Source organism: Saccharospirillaceae bacterium (assembly GCA_022448365.1).
Taxonomy (GTDB): domain Bacteria; phylum Pseudomonadota; class Gammaproteobacteria; order Pseudomonadales; family Oceanobacteraceae; genus Bacterioplanoides.
The window spans coordinates 1190770-1211427 of the sequence record JAKVCS010000003.1; the positions used below are offsets into that span (position 1 = coordinate 1190770).

Below are 20658 nucleotides of genomic sequence, written 5' to 3' on the forward strand. Positions count from 1 at the left end.
GTCGTCTCAATAACGATTACGGATACCTGCAATGACACTGCCTGATGTCACATCATCAAATCGGGTGCAAGAGAATTCAACGTAAAAGGACGCCTGACCTTCGCGGCGGCTGTCAGAAGAAAAAGCCAGACCAACGGCACTGAGATCCGAGCAACCACTTTTTGCCCAGGGTTGGGCCAGACCAGTGATCGTCGCCGACCAGCAATGCCCTCCGTAGCGAAAATACGGCCCGGATGGCAAACCTGTTAAGGACAAGGGTAAATGCGCGACCAACTCCCAACCAGCACTGAGGCCATCAAAATTAATGGAATCCTCCGATTGATCATCTTTAACAACACCCCAGCTGTGCAACACAACACCACCACTGAGAAACGGCAGAAGTTGAATACCACTGCCTAGCTTCAGCACCCGGCTGGCTGCGGTTGTATCTTCTTCATCTTGCAACGACTGAACACCCAGACCAATCGCGCCCTCGATATACGCTGCAGGTTCAGCCAAAGACATCTGACCTGCAATCAGCATTAAGGATACGCAGTAAAGTCGGCACATCTTTTTATCCATAAACGTCGCCATTAAACAAGAACCTGAGTCATCCAGCGAAAATAAGGGTCTTCAGATTATCAACGACCATATCAGGGCCAGACAGGGCGATATCATCCCCGTGATTGTAGCCGTAGGGCACGCCAACACTCACAATACCGGCCGCTTTGGCGGCGCCAATATCATGACGAGAATCCCCCACCATCAACGCCTTTCCTGGCGAAACAGCCAGTCTATCGCAGGCGAACAGCAGTGGCATAGGTGACGGCTTTTTCTCCGCCAGATCATCGCCACACAGCAGCAACTGAAACTGACCTTGCCAGCCCAGAGACTCGACCAGTGGTTCGGTAAACAAGCGGGGCTTGTTAGTAATCAGTACTTTCGGAATGCCGGCCTCGGACAGGCGATCCAGTAATGACTGTACGCCCGGATAGACGCCGGTGGCATGATGCAATGCCGAGAGATAGGCGCGATCAAATATCGCCCGGTAAGGTGCAACCGATTCCGGGTCTAACGCATCTGCTGCCACGTCATCGCCATTGCACAAAGCACGGCGTACTAACTTATCGGCGCCGTTACCCACCCAATGACTGACGTTTTGCTGACCCGCAATCGGCTTCCCGGATTCCTTCAACATGGTATCCACGGCAGCGGCCAGATCCGGAACACTATTGATCAAAGTACCGTCGAGATCGAATAACACCAACTCCGGACCGTTCTCCAGATGAGAGAACAACGCCTGAATCCGTTCATGCCAGCGCATCCGTTACTTCGCTTCTGCTGCGGCAATTTCTGCGCGCATCTGATCAATCACGGTTTTATAGTCCGGCGCATTAAAGATGGCCGAACCGGCAACAAACATGTCGGCGCCAGCAGCGCGAATTTCACCAATGTTATCGGCTTTTACACCGCCATCAATTTCCAGGCGAATGTCATATCCCGATGCATCAATTTTGGCACGCGCTTGACGCAGCTTATCCAGAGTCGCCGGAATAAAAGATTGCCCACCAAACCCAGGGTTAACCGACATCAGCAATACGACGTCGAGCTTATCCATGACATAGTCCATGTAATGCAGTGGAGTGGCCGGATTAAATACCAGGCCTGCTTTCAGGCCAGCCGACTTAATCAGCTGCAGGCTGCGATCGATATGATCTGAAGCTTCCGGGTGAAAAGTGATGTAGCTTGCGCCGGCTTCGGCAAAGTCACCAATCATGCGATCCACCGGGTTCACCATCAGATGCACGTCAATCGGAGCGGTTACGCCATGATCACGCAGTGCTTTACACACCATAGGGCCAATCGTGAGATTCGGAACGTAGTGATTATCCATCACGTCGAAGTGAACCACGTCGGCACCAGCGGCGAGAACGTTATCCACCTCTTCGCCTAAGCGGGCAAAGTCAGCGGACAAAATAGAAGGGGCGATCAAACAATCTTTCATGAGCGAATCCGGTAATGTCGGTCTTAATTATCAGGCTGGCATTGTACGTGTTGCGCAGGGTGATTGCAGCAAGGCGCCACACTCAGATAGGTACATCTTTTGCTAAAGTCAGACAACCGTATTTACCACAGGCCTGCAACATGCCATTTTCACCAAACGCCAGCGTCGTATTTTTGCTGCTTACCATTTTATCGGCGCCCCTGCGCGCTGCTGCTGAAGACGAAGCCACCAGCAACAGCCAGACAGAGGTGAACGAAGTAGCGGATAACAATACTGACACCTCAGGCAATGGTGAGCAGCGTAACGAATCACAAGAGGCAGGCACAGAGACAGCGACCGTTATCGAACGTAGCTCTCCCCAACCCCACATTAACCGACATGCATCGCTGATTGCGCATCTCGGCCTTTACCAGCGTCAACGTGAAGTGGTTCAGCTGGTTGCAGCGGATACACCGTTTAATGGCCTGTTTTTGCAGGAAACCGCAGGCAAACCCCAGGGGGGGATTTTGATTCTGCACGACAATCAGCAACATGGTCATTGGCCAGCAGTCACCGGTCCACTGCGGGAATATTTGCCGGATTATGGCTGGGCCACGCTGGCCATTGAGCTACCCAGTCAACCCAGCGCATTATTGCCCCCTCGTCCATCCTACGACGCACAAATAGTCGGTGACAGCGAGCTGCCTGCGCTGGCCTCAGAAGCAACAGAAGAAACCCAGGCGAGCAATAATTCTGAGGAGGCGGCTCAGGTTGCGGAAGAAAGCGATAGCACAGGTATTGCCGCAAGCGGCAAAACAGAACCGCTGGAACAACAGACCCTGACAGATAATGAACCCGCCTTGCCGCGACTGACAGGCTTACCAGAAATCGTCGATAACCCGCCGCAGACAACAGCGGAAGTACAACCTACCCAACAGACGCCACAGCAGCGTTACCAACAACAAATGCGTTCTCGTCTGACCGCAGGAATGAACTACCTCAATAGTCGCGGCCAGTTTAATCTGGTGCTCATCGCCAACGGCAACAGCGCTTCCTGGGCGATCGATTTTCTCAATAATAAACAGCAACAAAGACTGGCCGACGATCAGGATACACGCGGTCTGGCCCTTATATTGGTTGATCCGGTGCAGAATACTGACAACCAACTCTATCTCGAGCAGCAACTGCAACAATTAGAAATACCGATTCTCGATCTGGTGACTGAGTTTAATAACCTGAATCCGGCCGACAATAAACGCCGCGCCGGCATGATGAGGCACCGCCAGCGTGATAGTTATCGTCAGATTTATATCGATGGACCAGACTTATCCAGCCGACAACATCAAACATTAAAGCGTCGTATACGTGGCTGGCTGAAAGTTAATGCAGCGGGTATTGAGCTACCGGCATCCTGAAAAACCAGTGTGGATTCCATGGCCAAATAACGTTGTCGAGACGCCCTGCTGGAAAGATCAATGTCAGTGACAAGAATTCAAAGACAGTCCTCTGGCGCCTCAACGTCTTTGCATTTTTCGTAAGCCGCTGCTTTTAAAGAACCGTTGGCGTTGCGAAATTGATTAAAACACTCGGCACTTTCGTGATAACGCTTCAAGCGAGCCTCACAACGCTGATCAATGGCCTGCTCTGACTGCTTTTTCGTTGTTGTCGATTGCGTAGCCGCATTTTTTTTATTGAGTAGTTCCTGTTGCCGACTCTGATGACGATAATCATACTCTTCCGCCAACGCCTTGGTACGGGCTGCCGCTTCAGACGCCTCATTTTGCTGCTCTCTGGTTGGCTCGATAGTCGGTTTCAACGGTACCGCCTGCTGTTGATACTCAATGGGTACCGAGTCGCCAAAGTGCTGCTTGCCATTGGCATCGGTCCACTTATACATTTCGGCATGAACTTCTGCAGCCAGTAATCCCATCACCAAAAGTACGAAACGCCTCATACGTTTACTCACTATCCCAAACGATTGTCACTATTAAGTTATCCCGGAAATAAGGTTAAGCCAAGTATGGTTGCTCGGTCTTTTTAGCAGGGAAAAAAGCGCAGTTCATCATATAGCGGGTGCGTGGCCGGAGAACAGTTGGTGTTTTGAAACTCAATGTCAGCAACCACGACTGACTCACTGAGATGTTACCCCAAGAAAAACGAGTAAAAAGGAACGATGCAGATGGCCCCTGGGTATAACGAACGAATGTCGCATTCACCTTAACATTCGTATTTATAACCAGGGTCAGAGACAGCTGTCAGCCATCAGAATTACCGAAGAAGCCAGTTAAATCGGAGCGCAATAAAGGCTTCCGGATAACCTTAGCCCTGTTTTTCAGTGCTTGCGGAACATGTTGACCTGGCCATAACAACAGCGATAACTCAATATCGTGACTTAACTGAGTCAGAGAAACCAAATCATCATCACTAATACTGGCATCGACAAGCAAATGACTGATTTTCGTTTCCTGGATGTTGATCGCTTCGATCGATGAGAATTGTTCGATATCCGCTGTCCCTAACTCATATTCCAGCCACTGCTGATTAAAATGACTCAACGAACAGTACCCGATACGAATACCAGAGCGAATGGCGAGACGGTTGATTGTCTTATCACCGACTGCAGGAACATCCACAGAGAAGGCAAACAACGAGCCACTGGAATCAGAGTGCTGAAGTCTCAGCTCACCGTCCATTAACTCACAGATTTTTTGCGCGATGGATAGTCCCAGGCCGCTGCCATCATGAGTACGGGAATGAGAGGTATCTAACTGATGGAATATTTCAAAAATATCCTGCTGCTTGCTCGAAGGTATACCAATTCCACTGTCCTGCACTTCGGCCACCAAGCGACTATCCTTCCAGGTTAACGTTACTTTTACGCCCCCAACACTGGTGAACTTTAACGCGTTAGCAATCAGATTAATCAATACCTGGCGAAAACGTACAACGTCAACCGAAATTGTGGCAGGCAAATTGGTGGCAAGGTGGAACACAAGATCCAGCCGTTTCGCCCCCACCTGCGAACTGAACATTTGGCTGATCTCTTCAATCAGCGTAAGCATGTCTACAGGCTCTGGATGAAGAACCAGGCCATTGGCCTCAATCGCAGCGGTATCGAGAATCTGGTTAACAGTATCGAGTAATATCAGTGCACTTTGCCCAGCCCAGTTGACGTATTCATGCTGTTCGTCGTTCAACGAAGTATCAAGAAGCAACTGATTGACCCCTAGAATGCCATTGATCGGTGTTCGTAACTCGTGACTCATATTGGATAAAAACTGACTTTTAACCCGACTGGCCGCTTCTGCCGCACTACTCGCCTGCTTCAGTTCTTCCTCAAGAATTTTGGCCTGATCAATATCCTGTTGTAACTTGCTATTCAGAACGCGCAATTCACGATTCATTTCGGAATAGGTCTTGTGATATGCCCACACCAGCGGAGCAACAAAAAAGGCAAACAACAGGCTAAGACCCAAAACGTAAAGCATATCGTCGACCAGAGCCTGTTCGATCACCGTGATGTCCATGTCAGCTGCCGCCACATACGGCAATCCTGATGGCGATGTCATCGGCATTAAGATGGTACGGAATAATCCCCAACGATCCCCTGCTGTAACGTAAACCGGCTCCGTCGCCGTCATCGCATCAAAGTACTTTTGATCACCCTCCGGATAACCGGTCCAATAGGTTACGACCTGACCCTTTTTGACATCTTCTTCGGTGTAATTGCAGCTGGTAAAAAAGATCTCCCCGTCAACCATCACATAGCTGTAGATATAGGTCATATCTGCACTTTTGGCGTGACTGGTTAACAATTCGAGATTATAACGATCCTGCTCATCTGAAATAGCATCAGGAGAACGGGCAATATCATGAAAATCCTTAGGCAGGATCTCGCTGAGATTACTAGCAGCGGCTAACAATCGTGCATCAATATCTTCCAGGTACCGTTGCTTCTCGAACAGATAACTTGTGAAGGCAACAACAGCAATGCCCACCAGGTAAATCAGTACCGCTGCAGCAAGCCTTCTGGAGGGCGCTTCCATTTTCACTCCTTATTGAAGATAGCTCGAAGGTAATCGGAATATTTTATCAATCATAGTTTGTAATATTTTTGCGGCAACTATTTTTGCAGAATGATCGATACCGCTATCAAGACATATCCGTTCGCTTCGACGAGGACCTTCTGACATCGATCTCTTAAGTCAAAGCTGCCCGTCATAAATAGCCAGTAAATCATAGCTTCTGATGGTAAATCTTCATCACGATTTGGCCGGAATATCACATTATTATCAGATATCTGCATAAAAAAACGCCCATTGAATAACAACGGGCGTTTCTTGATCGGAAGCTACTTCAAAAAGGCTTAACGCATCATAGGAGGCAGTCCACCCGGCGGCATACCACCGCCCGGTCCACCCATACCACCAGGGCCTCCCATACCGCCCATCGCACGCATCATTTTGCGCATACCACCTTTGGCAGTGACTTTTTTCATCATTTTCTGCATTTGCTTATGTTGCTTCAGCAGGCGATTGATATCCTGAATCTGCGTACCAGAGCCACGGGCGATACGCTTTTTACGTGAACCGTTAATTTTGTCCGGGAAACGACGCTCATCCGGTGTCATGGAATAAATAATGGATTCCATTTGTTTAAACTGCCCTTCAGCAGCATCAGTCTGCTTACCCATGGCACCTAAATTACCCATGCCAGGTAATTTATCCAGCATACCCGTCAGGCCACCCATCTTTTTCATTTGTTGCATCTGGTCGAGGAAATCTTCCAGATCGAAGCCTTTACCTTTCTTAATCTTCTGAGCCAGCTTGTCAGCTTTACTCTTATCGATTTTACGTTCGGCTTCTTCAATCAGGGTGAGAATGTCACCCATATCCAGAATACGGGAAGCGACACGATCCGGGTGAAATGGCTCCAGGGCATCGGTCTTTTCACCCATACCCATAAATTTGATTGGCTTGCCAGTAATCTGCCGAACCGATAACGCAGCACCGCCGCGGGCATCACCGTCCGCTTTGGTTAATACCACACCGGTTAACGGCAGAGCGTCGTTAAATGCTTTGGCGGTATTAGCGGCATCCTGACCTGTCATGGCATCGACCACAAACAGGGTTTCAGCCGGATTAATCGCCGCGTTTAACGCCTGAATCTCAGCCATCATGGCCTCATCAACAGCCAAACGGCCGGCAGTATCCACCAACAGCACATCCGCCTGAGCGCGCTTAGCCGCTTCAATAGCACCGTTGGCGATATCGATTGGCTTCTCATCAGCGGTAGAAGGATGGAACAAAGCACCCACTTCGCCCGCCAGAGTTTCCAGCTGTTTGATGGCCGCCGGACGGTAAACATCGGCAGAAACCACCATGACCTTTTTCTTTTCACGTTCTGCCAGGAACTTAGCCAGCTTACCCACAGTGGTGGTTTTACCGGCACCTTGTAAACCGGCCATTAATACGACAGCCGGTGGCTGAACGGCCAGGTTCAAAGCTTCGTTCGACGAGCCCATGACCGATTGCAGTTCGTCGTGGACGATCTTCAGAAAGGCCTGGCCCGGGTTCAGACTTTGCAGAACGTCGGCACCGATGGCGCGTTCTTTCACCTGATTGGTAAATTCTTTAACAACCGGCAGCGCAACGTCCGCTTCCAGCAACGCCATGCGCACTTCACGCAGGGTGCCTTTTATGTTTTCTTCAGTTAACTTGGCCTGGCCGGTGATACTTTTTAACGCACCGCCCAGGCGATCGGTAAGGCTCTCAAACATCGTCGATGACTCAGATACAAATAAAAATTGTCGGCAGTATAGCCCGAGCCCGCCTTGATCCCCAACAGTCATCCGATGAAAAAGCGTTACAAGTGATGATTTCAAATATAAAAAGTGCGACACTCCGTTGCTTTAGCCTGTACACCTTCGTTCTGTTCTATCGACCCATCTGAACGAAGCCATGAGGAAGTGATATGTCAGGACTTGCCCTGGCGCTGCCCGCCGCCGCGTTTTATTTGTTCAGCGCCTTTCGTCAATGGTTAACCGTTAGTGGTAAACAACCCGCTAATCGCGGCCTGGTATTGGCTGCGGCAATGGTTGCTGCGTTGCTGCACCTTGGCTACCTCGGCACAGATATGCTGGTTGGCCAATACATCAATTTTGCTTTCTTTGAAGTGGGCTCGCTGATCAGTTGGGTCATCACCTTGCTGTTGCTGTTCTCAAGCTGGCGCAAGCCCATCGATAACTTGCTTATCGGCTTATTACCAATGGCTGCCATTATTCTGTTGTCAGCTTCCTTGTCCGATCAACAAGTGCCACTGGATAAAGTCAGCTATGGCTTGGCCTGGCATATTCTGTTGGCCATTCTGGCATACAGCGTGTTTACCATTGCGGCCGTTCAATCGGTGTTGCTGTACCTGCAGGATCAGAGTCTGAAAAAGCATCATTTTCGTGGTCTAGTGCAAAACCTGCCACCACTGCAAACGATGGATCTGCTGCTGTTTGAGATGATATGGCTCGGCATGATTCTGCTGACTGCCGCCTTTGTTATTGGTCTTCCCAGCGTTATCGATCTGAAAGCTCAGTTTTTGATTCACAAAGTTGCGTTTGCTGTGCTTGGCTGGCTGGTGTTCGCGACCCTGCTGTTTGGTCGTTATCAGTTTGGCTGGCGTGGTGTCACGGCCAGCCGCTGGACCATAATTGGTACTGGCTTTCTGATCATGTCGTACTTTGGCTCGAAGTTTGTTGTCGAAGTCCTGCTGGGCAAAGGCTGACGATGGATTTTCTCGCGCTTCACGCTGAAGAAGAGATTGACACCACACCGCGCCTGCCTATGATGAGCAGATATCAGTAACCCTTTCACAACCATTCCATAACTACAGGACCCCGTCTTGAACGACGTTCCCTTAAGTGTGCTGTTCGGCATACTGGCTCTTCTTCTGGTTTTCTCCGGATTTTTTTCAAGCTCTGAAACCGGCATGATGTCGCTCAACCGTTACCGACTGCGCCATCTGGCAAAAAACGACCACAAGGGCGCCAAGCGTGCCGCAAAACTGCTGGAAAAACCCGACCGCCTGATTGGCACCATATTAACCGGTAACAACCTGGTTAACTTCGCTGCTGCAGCATTAGCGACCATCATCAGCCAACGGTTGTGGCCGGATAACCCGGATCTGGCCGTGTTTGTGAACACGATTTTGTTTACCCTGGTCGTTTTGATTTTTGCCGAACTGACGCCGAAAACGCTGGCCGCGATTGCACCGGAGAAAATTGCCTTCCCCGCCTCTCCGGTTCTGGCAGGATTGCAATGGCTGCTCTATCCGTTTGTCTGGTTCGTTAACACAATTGCCAATGCGCTGTTGAAGCTTGGTCGTGTCGATGTCAACAACCCAACACCCGACAACTTATCCACCGAAGAACTGCGCACCGTGGTGCGTGAAGCTGGCTCCATGATTCCTCAACGCCATCAACATATGCTGTTGAGCATCCTGGATATGGAAAAGATGATGGTGAACGACATCATGGTGCCGCGCAACGAGGTGTATGGCATCGATCTGGATGAAGATCTCGATACCATTCGTCAGCAGTTGGAAAGTACACAACACACACGCATTCCGGTTTATCGCAGTGAGCTTAATGAAGTAGTGGGCATTCTGCACACACGCAATATCAGCCGCTTCCTGGCATCTGGCGAGTACATGAAGGAGGAACTGGAAAGTGTTGTACGCGAGCCTTACTTCATCCCAGAAAGCACGCCGTTACACACCCAGTTATTCAACTTTCAGAAGAACCAGCGACGCATGGCTCTGGTGGTCAACGAATACGGCGATGTTCAGGGTATTTGTACACTGGAGGACATACTGGAAGAAATTGTTGGTGAGTTTACTACCGACGTTGCTACCGCCAGCTCGCCTGATGTTAAACCGGTGAAGGATGGTTCCTTTATTGTTGATGGCACCGCGTTTGTCCGTGACGTCAACAAAACCATGGCCTGGTCATTGCCAACCGATGGACCAAAAACCATCAGTGGTATGCTGGTCGAGACCATGGAACATATTCCCGAAAGCCCGGTGTGTGTGCAAATCGACAACTACCGGTTTGAAACCCTGCAGGTTAAGGACAACACCATCAAAGTCGCGCGGGTTACCCTGGTACCAGGCAGCAAACCTGATACCGATGACTGAACCAAACAGCCAGAGTTCCGACCGTTACGCAATAACCACAGGAACTTTGGTTGAACTGCAACCACTCCCCCTCGTACAATGGCGCCTTTTATTTTTCAGCGCGTAGATACGATTCTCATGACAGATCAATCAAGCAACAACCGCAAAATTCTGGTGACCAGTGCCCTGCCGTATGCCAACGGCTCTATTCATCTGGGCCACTTGCTGGAATATATTCAAACCGATATCTGGGTTCGCTTCCAGAAAGCCCGTGGCAACCAGTGTACCTACGTCTGCGCTGACGATGCTCACGGTACTGCAATTATGTTGCGTGCAGAAAAAGAAGGTATCAGCCCGGAAGAGCAGATCGCCAACGTAAAAGCTGAACACGAAACCGACTTTGCCGACTTTCAGATCGCCTTCGATAACTTTCATTCGACGCATTCAGAAGAAAACCGCGAGCTGAGCGCGGCTATCTACAAAGCTTGTCGCGACAAAGGTCACATCAACGTTCGCAAGATTAAACAGCTGTACGATCCCAAGAAAGAGCTGTTCCTGGCAGACCGTTATGTCAAAGGCGAATGCCCGAAATGCGGCACTGAGGATCAATACGGTGATAACTGCGAAAGCTGTGGTGCAACTTACAGCCCGGCTGATCTGAAAAATCCGTTCTCTACGATCTCTGGTGCAACACCGGTTGAAAAAGAATCTGAGCACTACTTCTTTAAACTGCCGGATTTCGATGGTTTCCTGAAAGAATGGACTCGTTCCGGCACTTTGCAGGACGAAGTCGCTAACAAGTTGGCAGAATGGCTGGATGCAGGGTTACAAGAGTGGGATATCAGCCGCGACGCACCTTACTTCGGCTTTGAAATTCCGGACGCTCCCGGCAAATATTTCTACGTATGGCTGGACGCACCCATCGGTTACATGGCCAGCTTCAAAAATCTGTGTGAGCGTCGCGACGATTTAGACTTCGACGAATATTGGAAGCCAGGCTCAGAAACCGAGGTTTACCACTTCATCGGTAAAGACATCATCAACTTCCATGCGCTGTTCTGGCCGTCGATATTGAGTGCAGCTGAGTACCGAACACCAACGGCGGTTAACGCCCACGGTTTTGTCACCGTGAATGGTGCCAAGATGTCGAAATCGCGTGGTACCTTTATCAAAGCTCGTACCTTCCTGAACCATCTCAGCCCAACCTACCTGCGTTATTACTTCGCCGCGAAGCTGGGTGCCAGCGTCGATGATTTCGATCTGAATCTGGAAGACTTCGTACAACGCGTTAACACCGATCTTGTGAACAAGCTGGTGAATATCGCCAGCCGCACTGCAAACTTCGTTAAGAAGTCGGGTGGCAAGCTGAGCGAAAACTGTGTTGAACAAGACATGGTGCAAAGCTTTATTGATCGCGGCGACGTTATTGCCGAACTGTACGAGCAACGCGAATTCAGCAAAGCCATGAAAGAAATCATGGCACTGGCAGACCGCGCTAATGAGTACATTCAGGAAAAAGCCCCGTGGGCAATGAACAAAGAAGAAGGCCGTGAGCAGGAAGTATTGGACGTGTGCTCCGTTGCCATCAACCTGTTCCGTCAGCTGATTACTTACCTGGCACCGGTACTGCCAGAAATTGCTGAAAAAACCAAAGCCTTCCTGAATCTGGAATCTCTGGATTGGGATGCACGCACCACGATTCTGCTTGATCATGAGATCAACAAATTTAAACCAATGCTGGGTCGTGCAGAAATGGCGAAAGTAGAAGCGATTCTGGAAGAAACCAAAGCTGAGCTTGCTAAAGAAAATGGCGAAGCAGCACCGGCGAAAGCAGAAACCAAAGCGGCTGAGAAAAAGCCTGCGAAAAAAGAGAAAAAGACCAAGAAGAAAGGTCCAGAGCTGAGAGAGGACGGTAACGAAGTAATCGCACCAGAAATCCAGTTTGACGACTTCGCCAAGGTGGATTTACGTGTCGCCAAAATCGTCAATGCCCAACACGTTGAAGGTGCTGATAAGTTATTGCAGCTGACTCTGGATATTGGCAACGGCGATGTGCGTAACGTTTTCTCGGGCATCAAATCCGCTTACGCACCGGAAGATCTGATTGGCAGCCTGACCGTCATGATTGCTAACCTTGCACCTCGTAAGATGAAGTTTGGTATGTCTGAAGGCATGGTGCTGGCCGCGGGTCCGGGTGGCAAAGATATCTGGCTGCTGGAGCCGGATGAAGGTGCTAAACCTGGTATGCGAATTCTCTAAGGAATCCGCTGAAATCTGTGTTGGATGTTTTTTAAAGCAGCAACAGGATGTTGCGTGCCTATCGCAGGCACAGGGGCGTGCCCTACGATGAGTGCGGCTAAAAATATCCAATGCAGATTCGTGATTGCTTTCGAGTGACATCAAAACGCCCGAACAGTATGCTGTTCGGGCGTTTTCTTGTTTAAGCTGTGGTTTCCTGCAATGCGTTATTTACTCTGTCTTCCTCTATTACTCACCGCGCTTACTGCTCATGCCGAGTCCTTTGTGTGGAAAGTCAGCAAAGGGGCCAATCATATTTATCTTGGCGGCACCTTTCATTTGTTAAAAGAAGAAGATTACCCACTGCCAAAAGAGTTTGAGCAAGCTTACGAAAAAGTAAACTGGCTGGTATTTGAAACCGATATTGGCAAGCTGGAGACGGCTGAGTTTCAGCAACAATTCCAGCAAGCTTTCTTATTGCCGGAGGGACAGACATTAAAAACCAGCCTATCCGATGATGCATTCCGTAAATTAAACAATTACTGCCTGCTGAACAATATCGACCTGCAGCAATTTATGGCCTTTAAACCACAGTTTATCACCCTGATTATCACCGTACAGGAATTACAAAAATATGGACTGACGGCTGAAGGCGTCGACAGCTATTTTTATAATAAGGCCAAAACCGATGGAAAAATAACCAGTCAGCTGGAAAGCATAGAGAGCCAGATTCAATATCTGGCGAATATGGCGCAGGGCAATGAAGACAATCTGATCGAACAAACTCTGGCCGACGCACGAGAACTGGAAGCCATGATGAATGGCTTACGCAATGCATGGCGAACAGGTAACGAAGAAAAACTCAATCTGCTCGGGAATATGCCGATGCTAACCGACTATCCTGAAATTTATCGCAGTTTGCTGGTTGAACGTAATAACAACTGGATGCCACGCATCAAAAATCTGATCAAACACCCTGAATCCAAGTTCGTATTAGTAGGCGCCTTACACTTGGCAGGAAACGATGGCTTGCTGAATTTGCTGGCACAACAAGACTACCGGATCGAACAATTACGATAACAAGCTAAAACTGGGAGTCACAACGACATCAGCGACGCTAAGATCCGGGTATATTGCAGAATCAGAACCATCACAGAGACGTTATTATTTCACCAGATATGGAATCGATGCCATATCTGGCCACAGCCCTGATAAATCAATAGGCAATGCGTTTGGTGTTCTGCAAATGCTGATAGCTCACGTTATCGCTTACCGAGCCCCCACCTAAAGTTCCACACCCTAACGTCCAGGATAAATTGAGACCGTTTTCAGCACCGATACACCCCTGTGTCCCTGCGGTGGCGACCAATACACGACTCACCTGTGCAACGATGCTAAAAGCACTGATACGCTCTTTATTCTGGCTATGGATGATTGCAGTATGTCCTTTTCCTTCAAGCTCCAGAATTTCATAGACATGATCCAGAGCTTCACGCTCTGAGTGAACAGTTACCAGCGATAAAACAGGCGCCAGTTTTTCCCGCAACAGCGGCGAATCGAATTCATAAGCAGCGACATCAGCAATGATAAGCTTAATGTCATAATCACGTACAACACCAATTTCCAGGCAAATATCCACCGCCGTCTGTCCAATAAATTCAGGAGCAATACGACCGTTGGAAGAAAATACAACCTCCAGCAAACGCCGGATTTCGTCTTTCGTTAGTAATGCCGCACCATGCTGGATGGCATGTACTTTGAATTCATCAACAATTACCTGATCTACCAGCAAATTATTTTCACTGCCACATACAACACCATTGTCGAATGACTTGCTGTTAATCACTTTTTCTGCCGCGTCAGCGACATCGCAATCATCACAAATCCACACCGGTGCATTGCCTTTACCAACACCAATTGCCGGTGTACCAGACGAATAAGCACTCTTCACCATCGATGGACCACCCGTCGCCAGAATCATGCTGATATCATCATGACTCATATAAGCCTGAGTCACCTTACGATTAGCCGGTAACAGTGGTGTTTGAACCAGATTTTCAGGAGCACCTGCGTCCTTCAGTACATTGCGAATTAACTGCACGGTATAATCACCGACCTGTCTTCCCTTACGATGGGAGCTGATGACAATCGCGTTACGGGACTTAAGAGAGATCAACGTTTTGAATACGATGGTTTCGACCGGGTTTGTAATTGGAATCATACCGAATACAACACCAACCGGCATGGTCATTTTCTCTACACCGTTTGCTTCCAACTCGAGGACACCATTGCCCGGTTTGTTAATTAAAGACTGTGCCACATCCAGTGAGCCCAGTTTAATTTTTAGCATTTTATGATCAACAACACCCATACCCGATTCTTCCCGGGTTCTCAATGCCAGTTCCGCAGCCCTGTCATAAATTAGTTGGGATATCTTTTCGATAATCTGGTCAACTTTTTCCTCTGGCCAGCTGATAAACTCTTCATGTGCAGATACAGCGGCTGCAACCTGCTGATCGACAGCGGGCACTTTGGTACGAAGTACCGCATCATTTTTTACGATGCTCTGATTGTTTTTAAAGCGATTAATCAGGCTGTTATTAACCAAACCCAGAAACTCTTTATGGGCTTCGGTATCGGTAACAGATATTTTTTCGAGACAATCCTGAGTAAGGCATTGCGTTTTTACTGGAGTACGCGCAACCGCTGTCAAAGAACGTGTTTCTTTGCTGATAATACTAATCGCACCAATAATATCGCCTGCGTGATGAGTACTGAGATCGACCATTATTCCCAGGTCTTCATCATAATATTGTAGGACAACAACACCTTGCTCAAGGTAATAACAATCTGTTGCTTGTTCATTCTGATAAAAAACCACATCGCCTTTATTAAACGAGATATCAACCAGATAGTTTCTAAGGTTTTCAAAATTGTTAAAGGTTTCTGATAGGTTTACTGCTGACTCTATCATTTACTACTTTCCTTATAGTTCAGGTTATCAAATAGTTGGTTATTGCGATGAGAACCGTTATCATGCTGACACACATTGAATGTTACTGACAAGAAACTAGTTACAAATTTTTAAAGCTTTATTACACGCTTAAAATTCATACAGTTTTATTTCATTCATTGCTCACCAGGAATTTTTTTTAGCGGAAGAAATACATGGATAAACTACGTTTAAAGGATGTAGAAAACCTATTAGGGATATATCCTCCTTTCTTCATCAAAGAAATAGGAATCGATGAAAACAAGGATAGTTTTTTAATCAGAATTGATGAAGAAAGCAGTCGCTCAAAGCTGTCTATAAGGTCAAGATTCAGAGAAAACCCAACAGCAAAGACCTATCGATGGAAGCATACTCAATTAGGAAGATATGCCACTCAGATAGAATTCAGAACAACGCCGTCTGGCTTCAAACGGTTAACCACACCGGTATTTCCTTCATTTTTAGGTAAGCCCGATTCAGAGTACACCGTCCAACTTTGTGACTCCGTATTATTGGGTCACTCAAAAAAACTCGATCCGAAAACAATCTCAGAGCTGACAGGGAGTCAGGAAGAAATTGTTAAGAGAATAATTCTGGCAGCAGAAAGTGACAAATTAGACAATCAGGCAAGCAGTTTATTACCACTTGAAACTGACCCGATCTGGATTCGGATTATAAAGAGCGAGTTTCCGCTTAAAACCAAGTCCAATCCTTTGCGTATGTTGCTGCATAAACTTGAACTGGCAGAGCTGAAAGGAGAAGGATCACTTCAGGAGTCAATTTCGACACTGCGTGCATTCTTCATTAAAAACAAAGCGCGGTTAAAGTCGGAATATCAACAAATTGGCGCTAAAAATGATGCGCTGCCACAAACACAACCACGTCAGAAGTCACTCAAGCCTGACCACCCGGTATGGGAGAATATTCTTAATGGCAGTGTTTCTATTATCTCATCAAATCTGGCATTTAATCTCTACATTACTCGATTAAAGGATTTGTACAAAGATGACCTTGCGCTTTCTGAGAAGCGCGAAATCGTTATCGATATGATGAAGTATCTGAAGAAGAACATGACGAACCTGAAAGCAGAACTGCTTTCGATTAAACGTCTGTCGCAGAGTCTTGAGCAAGAGAGCCGTGGAGCCGAAGTTCCCGATGCTCATCATAATATCTGGATCGATATTCTTGACGATAAAGTCAGTATTAACACACAACGTATCAATCTGAGTTTATTGCTGGTTAAAATTAAAGGCCAACGTGGCCAAGTCAGTAATGAACAGTGCGCAGAAGAATTACGCCAGTTCTTCGTTGAAAATCAACGAACCATGAAAACGGAAGTTGCACAGATTAACCAACTGGTACGCCAGGCGGTATAACAGGATTTAGAAGTAATGAGCAAAGTTAGTATCCGTTCCGAGTTATTGAACCTGGAAACTCTGATCGAAAGAATCAATCAACGTGATTACCTGGTAATCGCTGCTGATGAGAAAGTACTATCCCAGTTACCCAGTGGTAACTGGATTGCAGGCACCATTCCCTACTTTATGGGTGAAGACGGTGGTGAGGTCAGTCAGAATAAAGCGTTCGTTAATACCATCGACGGCATCAGTGGCAATAATCCGCCACGCATTACGCCTTATGATGTGCATTCCATTGAGAACATCGCCAGCGATGCGCCAGATAATGGCTTTACCATCACCATTCTCCCGGCAGGTTCCGATATCCATATTAACTATGCTGACAATGCACCGTCATTTGCGAATATGTTCTTTACTCCGGTGGTCGGCTGGATTGCCGGCGCTCACCTGGCCGAAGCAGACGCCAGCGCCAAAGTAGGGTTTGGTACCGCCAGCATGTTGATGGCAGATAAAGGCATCGCAATGCACGTACCTCTGCCGGAAAATCAGTTCGCTAATATTAATATTGTAAACTTGTTCCAGCAGGGCAATGGCGCAGAAATCAAATTCCCACAAAGTGGCTTTAACGTTAACAACTGCGAAGTCGATGGCCAACCAACCAATCTCGCCAGTTACCTGAAAGAACACAACATCGATACCCGCTTGCCCCTGGTAGCCGACTACAACGGTGTCAATGTCAATGTTTCGATCAAGGAAGCCGGTTCCGATTCCGTGGATTTATACGCTCCTGTATTTGAGGGCGTGGGCTATCGTTTTGCCAATCCGGTTGGTGATTACGTTGCCAGTCTGGAAGGTGCAATCGCCACGGAGCAAACCGATCAGGCCGCACTGTCGTTTAACTGCATACTTAATTTCCTGTATGGGGAACTGGAAAGTCGAAAAACCGCGACTCTGACCGGGCCATTTACTTTCGGCGAAATTGCCTATCAGCTGGTCAATCAGACTCTGGTTTATCTCACCCTCGAAGACGCCTGATTTTCAGAGTTCTTGTCGCCGGTTTCTTCTGAAAGTATCACTGCCTGAGGTATCGGGCAGTGATATACTCCGCCAATCAATAACACTAACAATGGACGCCTTGATGAAAGCCTTTCTGACCTTTCTGACTTCCCTTTGTCTGATCTTTGCCTTTGCTGGCGAAGCACACGCCAAGCGTTTTGGTGGTGGTGGTGGCTTTGGCAAAAGCCATAAGACCACGCCATTTTTTAAGAAAAAATCTGAACCGCAAAAACAGCAACAACAGGGCCAGAATGCTGCACAGAAGAAACGCGGTGGCATGATGGGTGGTTTGCTCGGTGGCTTATTGGCCGGCGGCTTGTTTGCAGCCTTATTAGGAAGTGGCGCATTTGAGGGGATCCAGTTTATGGACATCATCCTGTTTGCCCTGTTGGCCTTTATCGCGCTGAAGATATTTCGCTCACTGGCAGGCGCCCAACGTCAGCCTGCCATTCAGGGAGCCGGTTATGGCCAGCAACCACAACAACGTCAGAGCTTTGAAATGCCAAAAGATGCCCCGGCAGGAGGACACGCTTTTGATGCAACGACAGCGCAAGATCAATCGCCCCGCAACCTGCCACCGGGTTTTGATGCCGAAGGTTTTGTTCAGGGCGCACTGGAGCATTACCGAACTGTTCAGCAAGCCTGGAATGACGGCAAGCTGGAAGTGATTGAAGAATACGTATCTGCACCACTGTTCGCTGGTCTGAAGCAACAACGCGAACGCCTTATGGTACCGCCACAAACAGAAATCCTCGATTTAAATGCCGACATTGTGCGTGCAGACCAGAACGGTTCCGTCGCTGAAATCAGCGTCCTGTTTCGCGGTTTGTGCAAAGATGAGCTGGAGAAGTCTGAAGACGGTATTTTTGATACCTGGCATCTGGAACGCGATACCGCCGCGTCAGATTCTAACTGGGTCATCGTCGGAATCGAAGCCGAGTAAGCACACTACCTTTATGCTTACGTCCCTGGTCAGAACACCCCAGATCAGGGACCTTATACATTCTTCAAAACTACTGTCGAACAGCGCTTCTGGCTGTTTCCGTTCGCGCTCTTCCGTCGCTGCTCCCTGCATTATTCGCTGTCTTGAGAACTCATTTAGCGAGGTTTCAACCCAAACATCGCGCCTCATTCGTGACTTAGTTTCATATTTGTAATTCTATAAATTACACAAAAAGCACAATTAGTTACATTTTGGCGCAATTCATCCTGACATAATCCGCCGCGCTGGCGCTCCATCTACGCCATTTTTATTAAAAACCAGATATACCCAAGGATCACTTAATGTTGAAGCAAAGCTCAGTATTGGCTGCGGCTGTTATGCTTGCGTCCCAAAGCATGGCATCCGGATTTAAAATCAATGAACAGGCTGCAAGTGCATCTGGCCGTGCATTTGCTGGCAGTGCTGCGGTAGCGAAAGACGCTTCCGTTGTCTTCTTTAACCCGGCTGGTATGAGTCGCCTTGAACGCTCCCAGGCATCATTCGGTTTCACTTACCTGAATCTGAACGGCGAATTCAGCGGAGAGCGTATCGACCCTGCCGGACTCAGCAGCAACCTGCCAAAAACTGCACAGACGCCATTTGGCGAAGCCGGTGTCTACAACGACGGTGGAAACTTTCTCGAAGATAAATTGATTCCATTTGGCTATTACGTTCACAAACTGGATGATAAAGCGGCCGTGGGCCTGGGTGTTTTTGCTCCTTTTGGCACATCAACCAATTACGACCAGGGCTCTTTGGCCGGTGGTTTTGCCGATGAAACACAACTGTCGGCTATCGACATCCAGCCAACCTTTTCTTATCAGGTTACCGACACCTTCTCGTTCGGTGTGGGTATCGACATCGTTTATGCCAAAGGCCTGTTAAGCAAGGAACTGGATCTGGTTCCATTAGCCGCTGCTTATCAAGCTGCAAGCGCTGGTCAGCAAATTAATCCGGAAGACTACCGTGGCTACGAGAATAAGTTCGAAGTATCCGGTGACGACATCGGCTATGGCTGGAACTTTGGTTTGATGTGGGACCTCAACCAAACGACCACACTGGGATTTGCTTACCGCTCGGAAGTGGATTTCGAGTTGAAAGGAAAATCAAAGTTCGAGAAATCTGAAGGCGTAGTGGCTTACTCGGCTGCTTCCAACAAAATTGTACCCGCTGATACCGACGCGGCTCAAACCGAGCTGAATATACTGCGAACAGCCAATACTGGTTCTCCAGACACCACACCGCTGAATGCCGCTGGCCAGCCAGCAACCGGCAAAATTGAAAAACAGGACTCTCAGGTTCCATTAACCGGTCCACGCTCGGCGACCATCAGTGTTGCGCATGACTTTAACACTCGTCTGCAATTGCTCGCAGGCGTAACCTGGACTGACTGGTCTTCATTCAAATACTTCGACGTTATTGCTACCGATGAGGGTGTGATTGATGATATCGCCGGTCTGGGCGAAAACTACATAGGCCACATTGTCGAGAAATGGAGCGACACCGTTTCCTACTCAGTTGGTGCCGAATATCTGTTAAACCAGGACTGGACCTTGCGTACCGGATACGCCTTTGACGAATCTCCCGTTGATAGCCAGCACCGCACCGCTCGCGTGCCGGACAATGATCGTCAATGGTTAACAGCCGGTGCAACCTACACGCTGAATAACCACTGGAGCTTCGATGCAGGTATCGCGTATGTGTTCATCGACAAAACCAAGATTGATGAGTACAACTACGACCTGAACGACCAGCAAAAAGGTAGCGACAACCTCAAAGGTGAGTACGACGTGAACGCGTTGGGACTGTCTTTCCAGATGAACTACCGCATGTAATTCTGGTTGTCTCTATCCTTCAAAAAGCCCGGATTTTTCCGGGCTTTTTTGTCTGCTTTAGCAGCTACAGA

The 20658-nt window shown here is 48.3% G+C and carries 16 protein-coding genes; 9 read left to right on the forward strand and 7 right to left on the reverse strand.

Features of this window, described 5'->3' with window-relative positions:
* Positions 1-6 precede the first annotated feature (6 nt).
* The 3 genes from MK185_09085 to rpe are packed head-to-tail and all read right to left on the reverse strand — an operon-like array spanning position 7 to position 1984.
* The gene (locus tag MK185_09085; GenBank protein ID MCH2040774.1) at positions 7-561 is read right to left on the reverse strand and encodes a hypothetical protein; all 555 of its coding nucleotides are present in this window, start codon (positions 559-561) and stop codon (positions 7-9) included.
* Between the two features lie 28 nt (positions 562-589).
* Complete coding sequence (locus MK185_09090) at positions 590-1303, reverse strand: phosphoglycolate phosphatase (protein ID MCH2040775.1); 714 nt, start codon at positions 1301-1303, stop codon at positions 590-592.
* A 3-nt stretch (positions 1304-1306) separates the two neighbouring features.
* Complete coding sequence (gene rpe, locus MK185_09095) at positions 1307-1984, reverse strand: ribulose-phosphate 3-epimerase (GenBank protein MCH2040776.1); 678 nt, start codon at positions 1982-1984, stop codon at positions 1307-1309.
* A 140-nt stretch (positions 1985-2124) separates the two neighbouring features.
* Here rpe and MK185_09100 point away from each other — a divergent pair, with 140 nt between their 5' ends.
* Positions 2125-3378, forward strand: a complete 1254-nt coding sequence (locus MK185_09100) for an alpha/beta hydrolase family protein (GenBank protein ID MCH2040777.1) — start codon at positions 2125-2127, stop codon at positions 3376-3378.
* 77 nt (positions 3379-3455) lie between these two features.
* Here the strand turns inward: MK185_09100 and MK185_09105 are convergent, their stop codons facing one another.
* The 3 genes from MK185_09105 to ffh form a co-directional block, all read right to left on the reverse strand.
* The gene (locus MK185_09105) at positions 3456-3917 is read right to left on the reverse strand and encodes a DUF4124 domain-containing protein (protein ID MCH2040778.1); all 462 of its coding nucleotides are present in this window, start codon (positions 3915-3917) and stop codon (positions 3456-3458) included.
* A gap of 301 nt (positions 3918-4218) precedes the next feature.
* A complete protein-coding gene (locus MK185_09110; GenBank protein MCH2040779.1) occupies positions 4219-6009 on the reverse strand; it encodes an ATP-binding protein in 1791 nt (596 codons plus the stop codon).
* Positions 6010-6329: 320 nt separating this feature from the next.
* Entirely contained in the window at positions 6330-7742 is a 1413-nt protein-coding gene (ffh, locus tag MK185_09115; GenBank protein MCH2040780.1) for a signal recognition particle protein, read from the reverse strand.
* A 194-nt stretch (positions 7743-7936) separates the two neighbouring features.
* Between ffh and ccsA the strand changes: the two genes are divergently transcribed.
* The 4 genes from ccsA to MK185_09135 all read left to right on the forward strand — a co-directional run bounded on the left by ccsA (position 7937) and on the right by MK185_09135 (position 13444).
* Positions 7937-8737, forward strand: coding sequence for a cytochrome c biogenesis protein CcsA (gene ccsA, locus MK185_09120; protein MCH2040781.1), 801 nt, complete (start codon positions 7937-7939; stop codon positions 8735-8737).
* 117 nt (positions 8738-8854) lie between these two features.
* Positions 8855-10147: an HlyC/CorC family transporter gene (locus tag MK185_09125; GenBank protein ID MCH2040782.1), complete on the forward strand. Its 1293-nt coding sequence runs from the start codon at positions 8855-8857 to the stop codon at positions 10145-10147.
* 117 nt (positions 10148-10264) lie between these two features.
* Positions 10265-12385, forward strand: coding sequence for a methionine--tRNA ligase (metG, locus tag MK185_09130; GenBank protein ID MCH2040783.1), 2121 nt, complete (start codon positions 10265-10267; stop codon positions 12383-12385).
* Between the two features lie 201 nt (positions 12386-12586).
* The gene (locus MK185_09135) at positions 12587-13444 is read left to right on the forward strand and encodes a TraB/GumN family protein (protein ID MCH2040784.1); all 858 of its coding nucleotides are present in this window, start codon (positions 12587-12589) and stop codon (positions 13442-13444) included.
* Positions 13445-13580: 136 nt separating this feature from the next.
* Here the strand turns inward: MK185_09135 and MK185_09140 are convergent, their stop codons facing one another.
* Entirely contained in the window at positions 13581-15338 is a 1758-nt protein-coding gene (locus MK185_09140) for an aldehyde dehydrogenase family protein (protein ID MCH2040785.1), read from the reverse strand.
* Positions 15339-15532: 194 nt separating this feature from the next.
* On the opposite strand from MK185_09140, the gene MK185_09145 reads away from it, so the two are divergent.
* The 4 genes from MK185_09145 (at position 15533) to MK185_09160 (ending at position 20587) form a co-directional block, all read left to right on the forward strand.
* The gene (locus MK185_09145) at positions 15533-16732 is read left to right on the forward strand and encodes a hypothetical protein (GenBank protein ID MCH2040786.1); all 1200 of its coding nucleotides are present in this window, start codon (positions 15533-15535) and stop codon (positions 16730-16732) included.
* A gap of 15 nt (positions 16733-16747) precedes the next feature.
* Positions 16748-17749, forward strand: a complete 1002-nt coding sequence (locus MK185_09150; GenBank protein ID MCH2040787.1) for a hypothetical protein — start codon at positions 16748-16750, stop codon at positions 17747-17749.
* A 103-nt stretch (positions 17750-17852) separates the two neighbouring features.
* The gene (locus tag MK185_09155; protein MCH2040788.1) at positions 17853-18713 is read left to right on the forward strand and encodes a TIM44-like domain-containing protein; all 861 of its coding nucleotides are present in this window, start codon (positions 17853-17855) and stop codon (positions 18711-18713) included.
* A 341-nt stretch (positions 18714-19054) separates the two neighbouring features.
* Positions 19055-20587, forward strand: a complete 1533-nt coding sequence (locus MK185_09160; GenBank protein MCH2040789.1) for an OmpP1/FadL family transporter — start codon at positions 19055-19057, stop codon at positions 20585-20587.
* Positions 20588-20658 lie beyond the last annotated feature (71 nt).

Coding starts and splice junctions, on each gene's coding strand:
- rpe (MCH2040776.1), bottom strand. CDS start 1,984: ATGAAAGATTGTTTGATCGCCCCTTCTATTTTGTCCGCTGACTTTGCC.
- ccsA (MCH2040781.1), top strand. CDS start 7,937: ATGTCAGGACTTGCCCTGGCGCTGCCCGCCGCCGCGTTTTATTTGTTC.
- MK185_09110 (MCH2040779.1), bottom strand. CDS start 6,009: ATGGAAGCGCCCTCCAGAAGGCTTGCTGCAGCGGTACTGATTTACCTG.
- MK185_09160 (MCH2040789.1), top strand. CDS start 19,055: ATGTTGAAGCAAAGCTCAGTATTGGCTGCGGCTGTTATGCTTGCGTCC.
- ffh (MCH2040780.1), bottom strand. CDS start 7,742: ATGTTTGAGAGCCTTACCGATCGCCTGGGCGGTGCGTTAAAAAGTATC.
- MK185_09090 (MCH2040775.1), bottom strand. CDS start 1,303: ATGCGCTGGCATGAACGGATTCAGGCGTTGTTCTCTCATCTGGAGAAC.
- MK185_09105 (MCH2040778.1), bottom strand. CDS start 3,917: ATGAGGCGTTTCGTACTTTTGGTGATGGGATTACTGGCTGCAGAAGTT.
- MK185_09100 (MCH2040777.1), top strand. CDS start 2,125: ATGCCATTTTCACCAAACGCCAGCGTCGTATTTTTGCTGCTTACCATT.
- MK185_09085 (MCH2040774.1), bottom strand. CDS start 561: ATGGATAAAAAGATGTGCCGACTTTACTGCGTATCCTTAATGCTGATT.
- MK185_09145 (MCH2040786.1), top strand. CDS start 15,533: ATGGATAAACTACGTTTAAAGGATGTAGAAAACCTATTAGGGATATAT.
- MK185_09135 (MCH2040784.1), top strand. CDS start 12,587: ATGCGTTATTTACTCTGTCTTCCTCTATTACTCACCGCGCTTACTGCT.
- MK185_09155 (MCH2040788.1), top strand. CDS start 17,853: ATGAAAGCCTTTCTGACCTTTCTGACTTCCCTTTGTCTGATCTTTGCC.
- MK185_09150 (MCH2040787.1), top strand. CDS start 16,748: ATGAGCAAAGTTAGTATCCGTTCCGAGTTATTGAACCTGGAAACTCTG.
- metG (MCH2040783.1), top strand. CDS start 10,265: ATGACAGATCAATCAAGCAACAACCGCAAAATTCTGGTGACCAGTGCC.
- MK185_09140 (MCH2040785.1), bottom strand. CDS start 15,338: ATGATAGAGTCAGCAGTAAACCTATCAGAAACCTTTAACAATTTTGAA.